Here is a 16,191-nt window from a genome sequence, read left to right on the forward strand (position 1 = left end):
GCCTTGTCGGCCTGATTAATGGCACGATAGTCGCATCGGATCTGTAAAGATCTCCTGGAAAGACAGTCTGTTGAGGATAGTTATGAAAAAACTGGCGTTATCCCTTTCTCTGGTGCTGGCATTTTCCAGCGCTACCGCAGCATTTGCCGCTATTCCACAAAAGATTCGTATCGGTACCGATCCTACATACGCACCGTTTGAATCCAAAAATGCACAAGGTGAATTGGTCGGCTTTGATATCGATCTGGCCAAAGAGCTGTGCAAACGTATCAACACACAGTGTACGTTCGTGGAAAACCCGCTGGATGCGCTGATTCCGTCTTTAAAAGCGAAGAAAATTGATGCCATCATGTCCTCGCTGTCCATCACTGAAAAGCGCCAGCAGGAAATCGCGTTTACCGACAAGCTTTACGCCGCTGATTCCCGTCTGGTGGTGGCGAAGAACTCTGATATTCAGCCGACCGTCGCGTCGCTGAAAGGCAAGCGCGTCGGCGTGCTACAGGGGACGACGCAGGAGACCTTCGGCAATGAGCACTGGGCGCCGAAAGGGATTGAGATCGTCTCTTACCAGGGGCAGGACAACATTTATTCCGATCTGACGGCTGGCCGTATTGATGCAGCGTTCCAGGACGAGGTCGCGGCCAGCGAAGGTTTCCTTAAACAGCCCGTCGGAAAAGACTATAAATTCGGCGGCCCGGCGGTGAAAGATGAGAAGTTATTCGGCGTAGGAACCGGTATGGGGCTGCGCAAAGAGGATAACGAGCTGCGCGAAGCGCTGAACAAAGCCTTTGCTGAAATGCGTGCTGACGGTACTTACGAAAAGCTGGCGAAAAAGTACTTTGATTTTGATGTTTATGGCGGTTAATCACCGTCGGTGCAGATAAAGCCCAAAGAATGTTGACTGTCTGCATTGCCTGATGGCGCTGCGCTTGTCAGGCCTACGGAGCATCGTAGGCCGGGCAAGGCACAGCCGCCATCCGGCGTGATGTGAGGCAAAAATGCAAAAGAGGCTTCTTACTTCACCACACACAACAGGACAGGCTGCATGTTGTACGGGTTTTCAGGCGTAATTTTACAGGGCGCGATCGTCACGCTGGAACTGGCGCTCAGTTCCGTGGTGCTGGCCGTGCTTATTGGTCTTGTCGGCGCGGGGGCGAAGCTTTCGCAAAACCGGGTAACGGGGCTTATTTTTGAAGGATACACCACCCTGATTCGCGGGGTGCCGGATCTGGTTTTAATGCTGCTGATATTTTACGGATTGCAAATCGCGCTTAACGTGGTGACCGATTCGCTGGGTATCGACCAGATAGATATTGATCCAATGGTGGCCGGTATTATCACCCTTGGTTTCATTTACGGCGCCTATTTTACCGAAACCTTTCGCGGCGCGTTTATGGCGGTGCCGAAAGGCCATATCGAGGCGGCGACGGCCTTTGGTTTTACCCACGGGCAAACCTTCCGGCGGATTATGTTCCCGGCGATGATGCGTTACGCCCTGCCGGGGATCGGCAATAACTGGCAGGTGATACTCAAAGCGACGGCGCTGGTGTCGCTGCTGGGCCTGGAAGATGTCGTCAAAGCCACGCAGCTTGCCGGTAAAAGCACCTGGGAGCCTTTCTATTTTGCCGTGGTCTGTGGACTTATCTACCTGGTATTTACCACCGTTTCCAATGGTGTGCTGCTCTTACTTGAGCGTCGCTATTCCGTGGGCGTGAAGAGGGCCGATTTGTGATTGAGATCATTCAGGAGTACTGGAAATCCCTGCTGTGGACGGATGGCTATCGTTTTACCGGCGTGGCGATTACGCTGTGGCTGTTAATTTCATCGGTGGTGATGGGCGGTCTTCTGGCGGTGATTCTGGCGGTAGGCCGCGTTTCCAGTAATAAATTCATCCGTTTTCCCATCTGGCTGTTTACGTATATTTTTCGCGGCACGCCGCTGTACGTACAGCTACTGGTGTTCTATTCGGGGATGTATACGCTGGAGATAGTCAAAGGCACCGATCTTCTTAACGCGTTTTTCCGCAGCGGACTGAACTGTACCGTACTGGCGCTGACGCTGAATACCTGCGCGTACACCACGGAAATTTTCGCCGGGGCGATTCGCTCGGTGCCGCACGGTGAAATTGAAGCGGCACGGGCCTATGGCTTCTCGTCATTTAAAATGTATCGCTGCATTATTTTGCCATCGGCATTACGCATCGCCTTGCCTGCCTACAGCAACGAAGTGATTTTAATGCTGCACTCTACGGCGCTGGCGTTTACCGCGACGGTGCCGGATTTGTTGAAAATCGCCCGCGATATTAACTCAGCGACTTACCAGCCGTTTACCGCGTTTGGCATTGCCGCCGTGTTGTATTTACTCATTTCGTATGTCCTGATAAGCCTGTTCCGTCGGGCGGAAAGACGCTGGTTGCAGCACGTGTCCTCTAAATAATTCGAGTAACATGATGTCAGAAAATAAATTACACGTTATCGATTTGCACAAACGCTACGGCGGTCATGAAGTGCTGAAAGGGGTATCGCTGCAGGCCCGCGCCGGAGATGTGATTAGCATCATCGGCTCGTCCGGCTCCGGTAAAAGTACTTTTTTGCGCTGTATTAACTTCCTCGAAAAACCGAGCGAAGGCGCGATTATCGTGAACGGTCAGAACATTAATCTGGTGCGCGACAAAGACGGGCAGCTCAAAGTGGCGGATAAAAATCAGCTACGCTTGTTGCGTACCCGCCTGACGATGGTGTTTCAGCACTTCAACCTCTGGAGCCACATGACGGTGCTGGAAAATGTGATGGAAGCGCCGATTCAGGTACTGGGATTAAGCAAGCACGACGCGCGCGAGCGGGCGTTGAAATATCTGGCGAAGGTGGGGATTGATGAGCGCGCTCAGGGCAAATATCCCGTCCATCTCTCCGGTGGCCAACAGCAGCGCGTTTCTATTGCGCGCGCGCTGGCGATGGAACCTGACGTTTTACTGTTCGATGAACCCACATCGGCGCTCGATCCTGAACTGGTCGGCGAAGTGTTGCGCATCATGCAACAACTGGCGGAAGAAGGCAAAACGATGGTGGTGGTCACGCATGAAATGGGCTTCGCCCGCCATGTCTCTTCGCACGTTATTTTTCTGCATCAGGGGAAAATTGAAGAAGAGGGCGATCCGGAGCAGGTGTTCGGCAATCCGCAAAGCCCGCGTTTACAGCAATTCCTGAAAGGCTCGCTGAAATAAAAGAAGCCCGGCGGCGCATCGCTTACCGGGCAGGATACGGCGCTTTAGGAACTAGCGAATCACATCCGCCAGCGCCTCTTCTAAATCATACCAGCGAAATGCGAATCCGGCGGCTTCAAGCCGTTTTGGCAGCGCCCGCTGTCCGCCCAATACCAGCACTGACGACTCTCCCATCAATAAGCGAATTGCCGTCGCCGGAATGCGAATAATCGCCGGACGGCGCAGCGCGCGACCCAGCGCATGAGCAAAATGCTCATTATGGACGGGATACGGCGAGACCATATTGAAGGGACCGCGAAGATCGTTATCCAGCAGCCACAGGATGCCGTTGACCATATCGTCGATGTGAATCCAGGCCAGATATTGCCGACCATTACCCACCGGACCGCCGAGTCCGAGGCGAAACGGCGGAACCATTTTCCCCAGAATCCCGCCTTGCGGCGCCAGGACAACGCCGGTACGCAGCAGGCAGACGCGGGTCTGGTCGCTCTGCGCACGACAGGCAATCTGTTCCCAGCGGGCGCAAAGTTTATGCGTAAATTCGTTGTGCGGCGGCTCATCTTCAGTGACGACAACGTCGCCCAGATCGCCGTAATAGCCCGTGGCGGAGCCGGATATCAACACCGAGGGCGGCGTAGCGCTGGCATGAATTAAATCCACCAACTTTTGCGTGATAGCCCAGCGGCTTTGGCACAACCGTTCTTTTTGTTGCGACGTCCAGCGCTTGTCGGCAATCGGTTCGCCCGCCAGATTGATGATGGCATCAATCTCATTGAGGTGCTCACGTTCCGCCAGCCCTTTCCATAATGTCACTCTGGAATCGAGAATCTGACGCGCGTTATCGGGATTGCGCGTAACGACCGTCACCTGGTGCCCCAGAGTTAACAGCCGGGGAATGAGATGACGCCCTATCAGGCCCGTACCGCCGGTAATCAGAATCTGCATATGACCTCCAGAGTAGGGAGGATTTCCTCTTCCCTAATGTCAGGTTTTTAATACGAATAAGGGTGCCGGACGCAGGTTTTTTCCGTGTATACACCTCTACATCATACATGATGTATGCCACCGCGTTACGCTTTCGCACTGTTACAGTGCAGTTGCGCTTGTAACAGTGCGCGCGCTGTCGCAGGACGCGTGCGAATGCGTTCAAACCAGTTATACACCGCCGGGTAGGTATCAAGATCGATTCGCTGACGCTGATGTGCGTTAACCCACGGCCAACTGGCGATATCCGCAATACTGTAGTGGTCGCCGCCCAGCCACGGGGAGGTTTCCAGGCGTTTATTCAGGACGTTGTATAAGCGTTGCGTTTCAACCTGATAGCGTTCAATCGCATAGGGGATGGCCTGCGGCGCAAAATGGTTAAAGTGATGATTCTGGCCCAGCATCGGCCCTAACCCGCCGACCTGCCAGAACAGCCATTGCAGCGTGGTATGGCGTTCACGCAGCTCCCCGCTAAGCAGTTTGCCGCTTTTTTCCGCCAGGTAGAGAAGAATTTCGCCGGATTCAAAAAGACTAAGCGGTTGACCGCCGTCTGCCGGGGCGTGATCGACGATGGCAGGAATTTTATTATTGGGAGAGATAGCCAAAAAATCAGGGCGAAACTGATTGCCCTTGCTGATATCTACTTTTAGCAAACGATACGCCAGCTCCGCCTCTTCCAGAAACAGCGTTATTTTATGCCCGTTGGGCGTGGGGGCGTAGTAAAGGTCAATCATTTTGGCTCCTGCATGTGCGTAAAGAGTCTGGGCTGAATTAAGTATAGAAAGCCTCCTGATGTGTGTGAGTTTTCATCAGGTGACAGCAGGCGAAAGACGCTATATTTTGGGAAGAAACTTAATACGCCCTCAAGAGGACATTATGAGTAAGCCTGTTATTGTGCTGTGGTCGGATGCGAAATTTTTCTCTCCCTACGTCTTGTCCGCCTGGGTGGCATTACAAGAAAAAGGGCTTTTCTTTACTCTGAAAACCCGCGATCTGGACCAGGGAGAACATCTGCAACCTGGCTGGCGTGGATATGCGCTGACGCAGCGCGTACCGGTGCTTGAGGCCGACAATTTTGAGTTGAGCGAGTCGTCCGCTATTGCGGAATACCTGGAGGAGCGTTTCGCGCCGCCGCAGTGGGAGCGTATCTACCCGCACGATTTACAAAAACGCGCCCGCGCGCGACAGATTCAGGCGTGGCTACGCAGCGATTTACTGCCGCTTCGCGAAGAACGGCCTACCGACGTGGTGTTTGCCGGGGCGAAAAAAGCGCCGCTAAGCGAGGCTGGAAAAGCCAGCGCGGCAAAACTGTTTGCGACGGCTGAAGCGCTATTGGGGCAGGGGACGCAAAATTTATTTGGTGAATGGTGCATTGCCGATACCGATCTGGCATTGATGATCAATCGTCTGGCGCTGCATGGCGATGACGTGCCGGCGTCGCTGGCGGCGTATGCGACATTCCAGTGGCAGCGTGCTTCCGTACAGCGTTTTATTGCGCTTTCCTCGAAGCGTTCAGGCTGAAAATCTATTCATATTCCAGTATCATAACGCCGTTTTTCACAACGAGGAGTGAGCGATGAAACTGATGTTCGCATCGGACATTCATGGTTCTTTACCCGCCACGGAACGCGTGCTTGAGCGGTTCGCGCAAAGCGGCGCGCGTTGGCTGGTGATATTAGGCGATGTCCTTAACCACGGGCCGCGAAATGCGCTGCCTGAAGGCTATGCGCCCGCCCAGGTCGCCGAACGCCTGAACGCGGTGGCGACGCAAATCATTGCCGTGCGCGGCAACTGCGATAGCGAAGTGGATCAGATGCTGCTGCATTTCCCGATAACTGCGCCGTGGCAGCAAATATTGACGCAAGAGAGGCGGCTATTTTTAACGCATGGGCACCTCTTCGGGCCGACGAATCTGCCCGCTCTGCATACTGGCGATGTGTTGGTTTATGGTCATACGCATCTGCCGGTGGCGCAACAGCAGGAAGGACTGTATCACTTTAATCCTGGGTCAGTGAGCATCCCGAAAGGCGGGTATGCGGCAAGCTACGGTATTCTGGATGATAATGTGTTGAGCGTAATCGCACTCAATGATCAAAGTATCATTGCGCAGGTTGCAATTAACTCGTAATTTACCTCACAAACGTAAATGCGCCGTAAGAGCGCCAGAAATAAGAAGGTTTCCTGATGGTGGAACAGCGTCGTTTGGCAAGTACGGAATGGGTGGATATTGTGAATGAAGACAATGAAGTCATTGCACAGTCCAGCCGGGAACAGATGCGTGCGCAACGCTTACGGCATCGTGCGACGTATATCGTCGTTCATGATGGTATGGGTAAAATTCTGGTGCAGCGTCGTACCGAAACAAAAGATTTTTTGCCCGGTATGTTAGATGCTACCGCAGGTGGCGTGGTCCAGGCTGATGAGCAGCTACTGGAATCTGCCCGCCGCGAAGCGGAAGAAGAGTTGGGTATTGCAGGCGTGCCGTTTGCCGAACACGGTCTGTTTTACTTTGAAGACCAACATTGCCGGGTTTGGGGCGCGCTGTTTAGCTGCGTTTCCCACGGGCCTTTCGCGCTTCAGGAAGATGAAGTCAGCGAAGTGTGTTGGCTGACTCCGGAGGAGATCACCGCGCGCTGTGATGAGTTTACGCCAGATTCGCTCAAAGCGCTGGCGCTGTGGATGACCCGCAACGCCAAAAACGAAGCCGCGCTCCAGGAGAAACCGGAAGAGACGGAATAAGCGTTTTAGCAGCTTTCCCGCATACATAAACTGGAGGCGATGGATTTTCGATCGCTCCAGTTTCCCTGATTTAACCTTTCCAACAGCGCCCGTCCGGCTTCACTGCCAATCTTACGGTGCGGTACGGCCATGGTGGTTAACGGCGGCTGGCAGACCCGGCTGACATCGCTATCGCCAAACCCGACCACCGCTAAATCGTCCGGAACTTTGATCCGCCGTCGTTGGCACTCGTATAACGCGCCGCAGGCCAGCTCATCCGATACGCATACCAGCGCGTCCAGCTCCGGCCACGCCAGTAAAAACTCCGGCAGTTGCGACGCGCCGGTAGAAAAATTGGGCGGCAAGGCGGCATTAATCACCCGGTTTGGCGACATATGGTGGCGAAGCATCGCTTTGTACCAGCCGTGCAGATGTTGCTGAAAAATCCACTGCTCCTGATTGGCGCATAGCAGCCCGATATTCTGATAACCGCGCTGAATCAGCATTTCCGTCAGCTCATACATTGCCGCAACGTTATCAATACCGATATTCATATCAATAGGATCGCTGCGAATCGCGCCCATCTCCATCACCGGGATAGAGGCGTTTTTCAGCCACTGGCGCACGGTAGTGCTATGTTCGACGCTAAGCAGAATCGCCGCGGCAATGTTGGAGGCCAGCAGCGTTTCGAGCAGCTTCTCCTCTTGTTCCACGCGATGCTGCGATTCCGCCAGCATAATCTGGTAGCCAGCGGGCTGTAAAATTTGTTGCAGCCCGGCGAACATTTCAGAACACCCCGCTTCCGCAAGGTTCGGTACGACCATTGCGATGGTGTGCGAGGAGGCAGACGCCAGCGCGCTGGCGGCGAGATTAGGCATATAGCCCAGCTCATGCACTGCCGCTTCGATTTTTTCCCGGAGTTTATCAGAGACCTGTTCCGGCGTGCGTAAGGCTCGTGATACGGTCATCGTGCCTACACCGGCAAGTTGGGCTACATCGGCGATAGTCACTTTACCGGTACTGCGCCGTTTACGGGGTATCGACATACAAATTCCTGCGTCATTACAACATGTTGAGATGCTTTTTTATTGTCGTTCTTTGCTTCGCATGACTGGCAGTATACGCCTTAAATCCGCTTTTTTGCTGTGATTTCACACCATGATTTTAATTTGATAGCGCTATCACAATTCTGAGTAATAGTCGCTGGTAGCGCTATCTTTGTGATAACGATCGCAGCTAATATCGAATGGCTTGAATAAAGTTTGTTCATAATTTCATACACCGTGGGGGCGAATAACATGCTGGGAACCTGGTTATCTGACGCAACCATCACGCTACAGGAGAGCGTGGAAACGTGGCCGCAGGCGCTGGAAATTTGCGGCAAACCCCTGCTGGACGCAGGTGTTATCGCACCGGAATACATTACGGCGATTGTTCAGCAGCACCAAAAGCTTGGGCCGTATTATGTATTAGCGCCAGGGTTAGCGATGCCGCATGCGAGGCCGGAAGAGGGGGCGAAAGGGTTAGGTTTATCGTTACTGAAACTACAGCGCGGCGTTTCATTTGGCGCAGACGAATTCGATCCGGTTGACATCATTATTATGCTGGCGGCGCCTGATAAGCACAGTCATATCGAAATGATATCGGCGCTGGCGGAATTATTTTCCAGTGATGTAGATATGGAAAAATTACATCAGGCAAAAAACCTGGAGGACATTAAAACGATTATTGACCGTTTCTGATTTTATTCCATTTTCTTGCGGTAAATAACATTACGCCCGTGCGTGATGCAGACCAACTCTACTTTTAAAAGGTGACAATAATGAAAATCATGGCAATTTGCGGTTCCGGCCTGGGTAGTAGTTTTATGGTAGAAATGAACATTAAAAAAGTATTAAAGAAACTCAATATTGACGCCGAGGTGGAACACTCCGATCTCTCATCGGCCACACCCGGGGCCGCCGATCTTTTTGTAATGGCCAAAGATATTGCGGCCAGCGCCAGCGTACCGGAAAGCCAACTGGTGGTGATCAATAACATCATCGACATCAACGAACTGGAAACGCAGCTGCGCGCATGGTTCGCTAAACAATAATTATTGCTGGCGAGGTGGATATGTTTATCCTTGAAACGCTGAATTTTGTTGTTGATATTTTAAAAGTGCCCTCGGTGCTTGTAGGGTTAATTGCGCTGATTGGTCTGGTGGCGCAGAAAAAAGCGTTTTCCGATGTGGTAAAAGGCACGATTAAAACCATTTTAGGTTTTATTGTGCTTGGCGGCGGCGCAACCGTACTGGTGGGTTCATTAAATCCGCTAGGGGGTATGTTTGAACACGCTTTTAATATTCAGGGCATTATTCCTAATAATGAAGCGATAGTCTCAATCGCGCTGGAAAAATATGGCGCGTCCACGGCGTTAATTATGGCATTTGGTATGGTGGCCAATATTGTCGTGGCGCGCTTTACGCGTCTTAAATATATCTTTTTGACCGGGCATCACACCTTTTACATGGCCTGTATGATTGGCGTAATCCTGACCGTGGCGGGGTTTGAGGGCGTAGGGCTGGTCTTCACCGGATCGCTGATCCTGGGGCTGGTGATGGCTTTCTTCCCGGCGTTGGCCCAACGTTATATGAGGCGGATTACCGGTACCGATGACATTGCGTTTGGTCACTTCGGTACCCTGGGATATGTGCTTTCCGGCTGGATTGGCAGCCTGTGTGGTAAAGGCTCCCGCTCCACGGAAGAGATGAACCTGCCGAAAAACCTCAGTTTTTTACGCGACAGTTCTATCTCGATTTCGCTGACCATGATGATTATCTATCTGATCATGGCAGTCAGCGCAGGGCGTGAGTATGTCGAAGCGACGTTTAGCGGCGGGCAAAACTATCTGGTGTACGCCATCATCATGGCAATCACCTTCGCCGCCGGCGTATTCATCATTCTGCAAGGCGTCCGTCTGATTCTGGCGGAAATTGTTCCGGCCTTTACCGGCTTTTCAGAAAAACTGGTGCCAAACGCGCGTCCGGCGCTGGACTGCCCGGTGGTGTATCCCTATGCCCCTAACGCGGTACTGATTGGCTTCCTGTTCAGTTTTCTCGGCGGGCTGGTGGGGCTGTTCCTGCTTGGACAGATGAAGCTTGTGTTAATCCTGCCAGGCGTTGTGCCGCACTTCTTTACCGGCGCGACCGCAGGCGTCTTTGGCAATGCCACCGGCGGTCGCCGCGGGGCGATGATCGGCGCATTTGCTAATGGTCTATTAATCACTTTCCTGCCAGTGCTGTTACTGCCGGTTCTCGGCGCGATCGGCTTCGCCAATACCACGTTCTCGGATGCTGACTTTGGCGTAATCGGTATTTTGCTGGGCAACCTGGCGCGTTATCTGTCGCCGATGGCTATCACGGGGCTGGTGGTGGCGCTATTCGCGCTACTGGTGGCGTACAACGTGTTGGCCAAAAACAAAAAAGCGACTGCCGAAGTGCAGGAAAATAGCGGAGCGAAAGAATGAACGTAACCGAAATCACCCAACTGGCGCGCGACATTCGCGTCGCCACGCTCAAATCCTTAAACCATCTTGGCTTTGGTCACTATGGCGGCAGCATGTCGGTAGTGGAAACTCTGGCGGTTCTGTACGGCGCGGTGATGAAAATCGACCCTGCCGACCCGGACTGGCCGGAGCGCGATTACTTCGTACTGTCGAAAGGCCATGCGGGCCCCGCGTTGTACAGTACCCTGGCGATTAAAGGCTATTTCCCGCTCGAAGAGCTGAATACGCTTAACCAGAACGGCACCCGTCTTCCCAGCCATCCGGATCGGCTAAAAACGCGCGGCGTGGACGCCACGACCGGCTCACTGGGACAGGGCATCTCTATTGCGGGCGGTATGGCGTTGTCGCATAAACTGGCGCGGCGACCCAATCGGGTATTTTGCATTGTCGGCGATGGGGAGCTGAATGAAGGGCAGTGCTGGGAGGCGTTTCAGTTTATTGCCCACCACCGCCTGAATAATCTGACCGTTTTCATTGACTGGAATAAACAGCAGCTTGACGGCGAGCTGGAGGAGATTATCAATCCGTTCGATCTGGAAGGGAAATTCCGTGCGTTTGGTTTCGATGTCGTCACCGTCAAAGGCGATGATATCGCCGGACTACTGGCGGTGGTTCAGCCTGTGCCGCCCGCCGATGCCCGGCCACGGGTTGTGATCCTTGACAGCATTAAAGGGCAGGGGGTGCCATGCCTGGAGCAGTTAACGAATTCTCACCACTTACGCCTGACGGATGGCATGAAGCAGACGCTCAATGAGGCCATTCATCAACTGGAGGTCATGCATGATTAAGCTTGCGCCCGCAGGGCTTAAAGACGATATCGAAATGCGCAAAGTTTACGCCGGTTTTGTCGCCGGGCAGATTGAGGCTGGAAGCCCAATTATTGCGCTTGAGGCTGATTTAATGAGCTCAATGGCGATGGACAGCGTGGCGCGTGACTACCCGCAGCATGTCATTAACTGCGGTATTATGGAGGCGAATGTGATTGGCACGGCGGCGGGGCTGGCGCTGACCGGTCGTAAACCGTTTGTGCATACCTTTACCGCTTTTGCCAGTCGTCGCTGTTTTGATCAGCTCTTCATGGCGCTGGATTATCAGCGTAACAACGTCAAAGTGATCGCCTCCGATGCCGGAGTGACAGCGTGCCATAACGGCGGCACCCATATGTCTTTTGAAGATATGGGGATTGTTCGCGGGCTGGCGCACTCCGTAGTACTGGAGGTCACGGATGCGGTGATGTTCGCGGATATTTTACGCCAGCTAATGGACCTGGACGGTTTTTACTGGCTGCGTACCATCCGTAAGCAGGCGCGGAGTATCTATGCGCCAGGCTCTACCTTTACCATTGGCAAGGGCAACGTACTGCGCGAGGGCGATGATATTACGCTTATCGCCAACGGCATTATGGTGGCGGAGGCGCTGGAGGCGGCGCGCCAACTGGAGCAGGAAGGCGTGAGCGCCGCGGTCATTGATATGTTCACCTTAAAGCCTATCGATCGCATGTTGGTGAAAAACTACGCGGAAAAAACGCGGCGTATCGTCACGTGTGAAAACCACAGCATCCATAATGGACTGGGGTCAGCGGTGGCGGAAGTGCTGGTGGAAAACTGCCCGGTGCCGATGCGCCGTGTTGGCGTCAAAGAGCGTTATGGGCAGGTAGGAACGCAGGATTTCTTACAACAAGAGTACGGACTCACCGCCGAAGCGATTGTAGAAGCCGCGAAATCACTGCTTTAATCATGGAGATATTGCCGGATGGCGCTGATGCTCATCCGGCATTTTGGATCAATGATATCCCATCATCTGCGCGCCAATGACGACCACGCTGGACATAATAAACAGTAGTCCCAGCAGCGACGCCCCCACTTTCAGCCAGTTGCGAAAATCGACCCGGCACACGCCCAGCGTGGCCATCAGCGAGGCCGATGTCGGATAGATAATATGGCTGAAGCCATCGCCAAACTGGAAGGCCAGAACAGTCACCTGACGGTTAACGCCGACCAGATCGCCGAGCGGCGCCAGTAATGGCATGGTTAACGCCGCCTGGCCCGAACCGGACGTGACAAAGAAATTAAATACCGCCTGGAAGAGCAGCATAAACCAGGCGGCGATAGCATTATTAAGCCCGCTGATGCCATGCGCGATACTGTTAAGCAACGTATTGAGCACGCTGGGTTCCCCGGCTTCGCCGTTGCCGACCAGCAGCAGAATGCCTTTGGCAAAACCCACCAGCAAGGCGGGCGCGATCATCATCCTCGCCCCTTCGGTGAATGAGGACGCCATCACGTTGACCGTCATACCGTTGAGGCGGAAGATAACGCCGATGAGGCCGATCACCACGCCCATGGTGAAAAACTGGCTGGCGATCTCCGGAATAAACCAGGCGTGGACAATCACGCCCCAGACGACCCAAATCATTACGCCGGTCAGGACCAGCAGTACCAGCCAGTCGCCGAAGGTGAAAGGGCGCTGGACGACTTCATCCTGCTGTTCGCGGAAATAGCGATCGGATTCGTGGACGCGGGACAGCAGCGGATTCTTTTTCACGCGTGAGGCATAGACCAGCGTAAAAACCAGCCCAATCAGCGTGGCGACAATCCAGACCACAATACGCAGCCCGGAGCCGGAAAGTACCGGCACGCCGGCAATCCCCTGGGCGACGACTACGCAGAAAGGGTTCATCCACGAACTGGCAAAGCCAATTTGGGTGGCGATATAGGTCACCAGGACGGTGGTAATGCTGTCATAGCCCAGCCTGACCATCAGCGGGGCTATGATAATTGCAAAGGCGACCGCCTCTTCGCCCATGCCAAATACGGCGCCCCCTAACGAAAAGAGGACAAATAGCACCGGAATAAACAGGACTTCGTTGCCCCGCGTGTGGCGAATAAGCGCCAGAATGCCGTTATCCACGGTGCCGGTACGCATCACGATGCCGAATGCGCCGCCAATCACCAACATAAACATAATGATGCCGACGGCAGTGCCGAATTTCGATCCGGATGTTAACCCTTCAAACGGAAAATTCATCAGCCCTGGTCTTTCATCGCCGGTAGTGAAAAATTGTACGCGATGATACTGCGCTTCCCCGGCCTCATTGGTCACAATGCGAAAAGAGTGCGGGTCGACGACTTTGCGGGTTTTTGTCTGACCATCGACCTGATACTGCACTTCCTGGCTATCAAACATCCCAACGGGGACGACCCAGGTGGCGATACTGGTTAAAATGGCGACAAAAAAGATGATGACCAGCGTATCGGGCATTGCCCATTTTCTGGCTGTTTTTGATTCTGTAACGACAGACATGACAGACTATCCCTGTTGCAAAGCAAAGAGGCTAAGTATGAGAAGAAGGGAATAGTTATTCATTGATGCAGCGCAGTTAAGCAAAAAATTCCGCTTTGTAGGGTAAATAGCAGAATGCCGGATGGCGATGCTAACGCGTCTTGTCCGGCCTACAACGGTATCTCACCTGTAGGCCGGACAAGGCGTTCACGCCGCCATCCGGCATTAGCTTTTACTGTTACTGCTGCTGCTGAGAAGCCTGAATTGCCGTCAGGGCGATGGTGTAGACGATATCGTCAACCAGCGCGCCACGGGACAGGTCGTTCACCGGCTTGCGCATACCCTGCAGCATCGGCCCGATGGAGATCAGGTCGGCAGAACGCTGTACCGCTTTGTAGGTGGTGTTACCGGTGTTCAGATCCGGGAAAATGAACACGGTAGCGCGACCCGCAACCGGCGAGTTCGGCGCTTTGGATTTCGCTACGTCAGCCATGACCGCGGCGTCGTACTGCAACGGACCGTCGATCATCAGGTCAGGACGTTTTTCCTGCGCCAGACGCGTCGCTTCACGTACTTTCTCTACGTCGCTGCCCGCGCCAGAGGTGCCGGTGGAGTAGGAGAGCATTGCCACACGCGGTTCGATACCGAAGGCAATGGCGGAATCCGCAGACTGAATCGCGATTTCTGCCAGCTGCTCTGCAGTCGGGTCTGGGTTGATTGCGCAGTCGCCGTAAACGTAAACCTGTTCCGGCAGTAGCATAAAGAACACAGAAGAGACCAGGGAGCTACCCGGCGCCGTTTTAATAAGCTGCAGCGGCGGACGGATGGTGTTGGCGGTGGTATGAACCGCGCCGGAAACCAGGCCGTCGACTTCGTCTTGCTCCAGCATCAGCGTGCCGAGCACCACGTTGTCTTCCAGCTGTTCGCGGGCAACCGGTTCGGTCATGCCTTTGCTCTTACGCAGCTCAACCAGGCGAGCGACATAGCTTTCACGCACCACTTCCGGATCGACGATTTCAATACCTGCGCCCAGCTCAACGCCCTGAGATGCCGCGACGCGGTTGATTTCATCCGGGTTGCCCAGCAGTACGCAAGTGGCGATGCCGCGTTCAGCGCAGATTGCCGCCGCTTTGACGGTACGCGGTTCGTCGCCTTCCGGCAGCACTACGCGTTTACCGGCTTTACGCGCCAGCTCAGTCAGTTGGTAGCGGAACGCCGGCGGAGAGAGACGACGGCTACGCTCGGAAGTGGCGGTCAGCGACTCGATCCACTCAGCGTTAACGTAGTTCGCGACGTATTCCTGAACTTTCTCGATGCGCTCATGGTCATCAACCGGGACTTCCAGATTGAAGCTTTGCAGGCTCAGCGAAGTCTGCCAGGTGTTGGTGTTCACCATAAAGACCGGCAGACCGGTGGCGAATGCGCGTTCGCACAGTTTAGAAATGCGCGCGTCCATTTCATAGCCGCCGGTCAGCAGCAGGGCGCCGATTTCTACGCCGTTCATCGCGGCCAGGCAAGCTGCGACCAGTACGTCCGGACGGTCAGCGGAGGTCACTAACAACGATCCTGCGCGGAAATGTTCCAGCATATGCGGAATACTACGCGCGCAGAACGTAACGGATTTAACGCGGCGGGTTTTGATATCGCCTTCGTTAATGATGGTGGCGTTCAGGTGACGCGCCATATCGATAGCGCGGGTCGCAATCAGGTCGAAGCTCCACGGCACCGCGCCCAGAACCGGCAGCGGGCTGGATTCCTGCAGTTTAGCAGGATCGATTTTGATCACCTGCGCTTTGGAAGAGTCGTCAAAGATCTCCGACAGATCCGGGCGAGTACGGCCTTGTTCATCAACCGGCGCATTCAGTTTGTTGATGATAACGCCGGTGATGTTGGTGTTTTTCGCGCCGCCGAAGCTGCTGCGCGTCAGTTCGATACGTTCGTTCAGCTGTTCTGGCGTGTCGGTACCCTGAGACATGACAAAAACGATTTCCGCATTCAGCGTTTTCGCGATTTCATAGTTCAGAGACTGAGCGAACTGATGTTTACGGGTCGGAACCAGACCTTCAACCAGCACCACTTCCGCGTCTTTGGTATTCGCATGGTAGTTCGCGATGATCTCTTCCATCAGCACGTCTTTCTGATTGCTGGAGAGCAGAGATTCAACGTGGCTCATCTTCAGCGGTTCAGCCGCCGGCAGGGTAGAGTTCGCGCGAACGATAGTGGTGGTCTGGTCAGGCGCATCGCCGCCAGCGCGAGGCTGGGCGATAGGCTTAAAGACGCTCAGACGAACGCCTTTGCGTTCCATAGCACGGATGACGCCGAGGCTGACGCTGGTCAGGCCGACGCTGGTTCCGGTAGGGATCAGCATAATAATACGGGACACGGTTTATCCTCTTTCGTTACCGTCTTTTGGAGACGGGTTACAAAACAGCACCGCC

General features: G+C 54.1%; 17 protein-coding genes. 12 read left to right on the forward strand and 5 right to left on the reverse strand.

The features are described 5' to 3' along the window. The first annotated feature begins 82 nt into the window (after window positions 1–82). The 4 genes from hisJ to hisP all read left to right on the forward strand — a co-directional run bounded on the left by hisJ (window position 83) and on the right by hisP (window position 3,223). A complete protein-coding gene (gene hisJ, locus QEN32_RS07015) occupies window positions 83–865 on the forward strand; it encodes a histidine ABC transporter substrate-binding protein HisJ (protein WP_000731868.1) in 783 nt (260 codons plus the stop codon). A gap of 180 nt (window positions 866–1,045) precedes the next feature. Beyond that, on the forward strand, window positions 1,046–1,732 hold the full coding sequence (locus QEN32_RS07020) for a histidine ABC transporter permease HisQ (RefSeq protein WP_000965498.1): 687 nt from the start codon (window positions 1,046–1,048) through the stop codon (window positions 1,730–1,732). Further along, entirely contained in the window at window positions 1,729–2,436 is a 708-nt protein-coding gene (hisM, locus tag QEN32_RS07025; protein WP_000569771.1) for a histidine ABC transporter permease HisM, read from the forward strand. Before QEN32_RS07020 ends, hisM begins: the two co-directional genes overlap by 4 nt. A gap of 13 nt (window positions 2,437–2,449) precedes the next feature. Then, the gene (hisP, locus tag QEN32_RS07030) at window positions 2,450–3,223 is read left to right on the forward strand and encodes a histidine ABC transporter ATP-binding protein HisP (RefSeq protein ID WP_001293591.1); all 774 of its coding nucleotides are present in this window, start codon (window positions 2,450–2,452) and stop codon (window positions 3,221–3,223) included. Between the two features lie 51 nt (window positions 3,224–3,274). On the opposite strand, the gene QEN32_RS07035 is transcribed toward hisP, so the two are convergent. Together QEN32_RS07035 and yfcG are read right to left on the reverse strand one after the other, a co-directional pair. Further along, window positions 3,275–4,168, reverse strand: a complete 894-nt coding sequence (locus tag QEN32_RS07035) for a TIGR01777 family oxidoreductase (protein WP_001166274.1) — start codon at window positions 4,166–4,168, stop codon at window positions 3,275–3,277. A 125-nt stretch (window positions 4,169–4,293) separates the two neighbouring features. Further along, window positions 4,294–4,941: a GSH-dependent disulfide bond oxidoreductase gene (gene yfcG / locus QEN32_RS07040; protein WP_000566562.1), complete on the reverse strand. Its 648-nt coding sequence runs from the start codon at window positions 4,939–4,941 to the stop codon at window positions 4,294–4,296. 142 nt (window positions 4,942–5,083) lie between these two features. Between yfcG and yfcF the strand changes: the two genes are divergently transcribed. Genes yfcF through yfcD form a run of 3 tightly spaced genes read left to right on the forward strand, consistent with a single transcriptional unit; the run spans window position 5,084 to window position 6,946 of the window. Then, a complete protein-coding gene (gene yfcF, locus QEN32_RS07045) occupies window positions 5,084–5,728 on the forward strand; it encodes a glutathione transferase (protein ID WP_265322255.1) in 645 nt (214 codons plus the stop codon). A gap of 55 nt (window positions 5,729–5,783) precedes the next feature. Continuing rightward, window positions 5,784–6,335: a phosphodiesterase gene (yfcE, locus tag QEN32_RS07050; protein ID WP_000772458.1), complete on the forward strand. Its 552-nt coding sequence runs from the start codon at window positions 5,784–5,786 to the stop codon at window positions 6,333–6,335. A 56-nt stretch (window positions 6,336–6,391) separates the two neighbouring features. After that, window positions 6,392–6,946: an NUDIX hydrolase YfcD gene (yfcD, locus tag QEN32_RS07055; RefSeq protein WP_000230215.1), complete on the forward strand. Its 555-nt coding sequence runs from the start codon at window positions 6,392–6,394 to the stop codon at window positions 6,944–6,946. 5 nt (window positions 6,947–6,951) lie between these two features. Here the strand turns inward: yfcD and QEN32_RS07060 are convergent, their stop codons facing one another. Next, complete coding sequence (locus tag QEN32_RS07060; protein WP_000026949.1) at window positions 6,952–7,971, reverse strand: LacI family DNA-binding transcriptional regulator; 1,020 nt, start codon at window positions 7,969–7,971, stop codon at window positions 6,952–6,954. A gap of 252 nt (window positions 7,972–8,223) precedes the next feature. Here QEN32_RS07060 and QEN32_RS07065 point away from each other — a divergent pair, with 252 nt between their 5' ends. The 5 genes from QEN32_RS07065 to QEN32_RS07085 all read left to right on the forward strand — a co-directional run bounded on the left by QEN32_RS07065 (window position 8,224) and on the right by QEN32_RS07085 (window position 12,205). Then, the gene (locus tag QEN32_RS07065; protein WP_000901810.1) at window positions 8,224–8,667 is read left to right on the forward strand and encodes a PTS sugar transporter subunit IIA; all 444 of its coding nucleotides are present in this window, start codon (window positions 8,224–8,226) and stop codon (window positions 8,665–8,667) included. Window positions 8,668–8,747: 80 nt separating this feature from the next. Continuing rightward, entirely contained in the window at window positions 8,748–9,020 is a 273-nt protein-coding gene (locus QEN32_RS07070) for a PTS sugar transporter subunit IIB (protein ID WP_000699818.1), read from the forward strand. A gap of 20 nt (window positions 9,021–9,040) precedes the next feature. Beyond that, entirely contained in the window at window positions 9,041–10,432 is a 1,392-nt protein-coding gene (locus QEN32_RS07075) for a PTS ascorbate transporter subunit IIC (RefSeq protein ID WP_001522266.1), read from the forward strand. Then, window positions 10,429–11,259, forward strand: a complete 831-nt coding sequence (locus QEN32_RS07080) for a transketolase (protein WP_001103257.1) — start codon at window positions 10,429–10,431, stop codon at window positions 11,257–11,259. The genes QEN32_RS07075 and QEN32_RS07080 overlap by 4 nt, the downstream gene beginning before the upstream one ends. Next, the gene (locus QEN32_RS07085; protein ID WP_000593026.1) at window positions 11,252–12,205 is read left to right on the forward strand and encodes a transketolase family protein; all 954 of its coding nucleotides are present in this window, start codon (window positions 11,252–11,254) and stop codon (window positions 12,203–12,205) included. Before QEN32_RS07080 ends, QEN32_RS07085 begins: the two co-directional genes overlap by 8 nt. Before the next feature lie 48 nt (window positions 12,206–12,253). On the opposite strand, the gene yfcC is transcribed toward QEN32_RS07085, so the two are convergent. Together yfcC and pta are read right to left on the reverse strand one after the other, a co-directional pair. Next, complete coding sequence (yfcC, locus tag QEN32_RS07090; protein ID WP_000117932.1) at window positions 12,254–13,774, reverse strand: putative basic amino acid antiporter YfcC; 1,521 nt, start codon at window positions 13,772–13,774, stop codon at window positions 12,254–12,256. Window positions 13,775–13,991: 217 nt separating this feature from the next. Next, window positions 13,992–16,136: a phosphate acetyltransferase gene (gene pta / locus QEN32_RS07095; RefSeq protein WP_000086692.1), complete on the reverse strand. Its 2,145-nt coding sequence runs from the start codon at window positions 16,134–16,136 to the stop codon at window positions 13,992–13,994. Window positions 16,137–16,191: the final 55 nt, after the last annotated feature.

It is taken from the genome of Salmonella sp. SA14318 (assembly GCF_029866905.1).
Lineage (GTDB): Bacteria > Pseudomonadota > Gammaproteobacteria > Enterobacterales > Enterobacteriaceae > Salmonella > Salmonella enterica.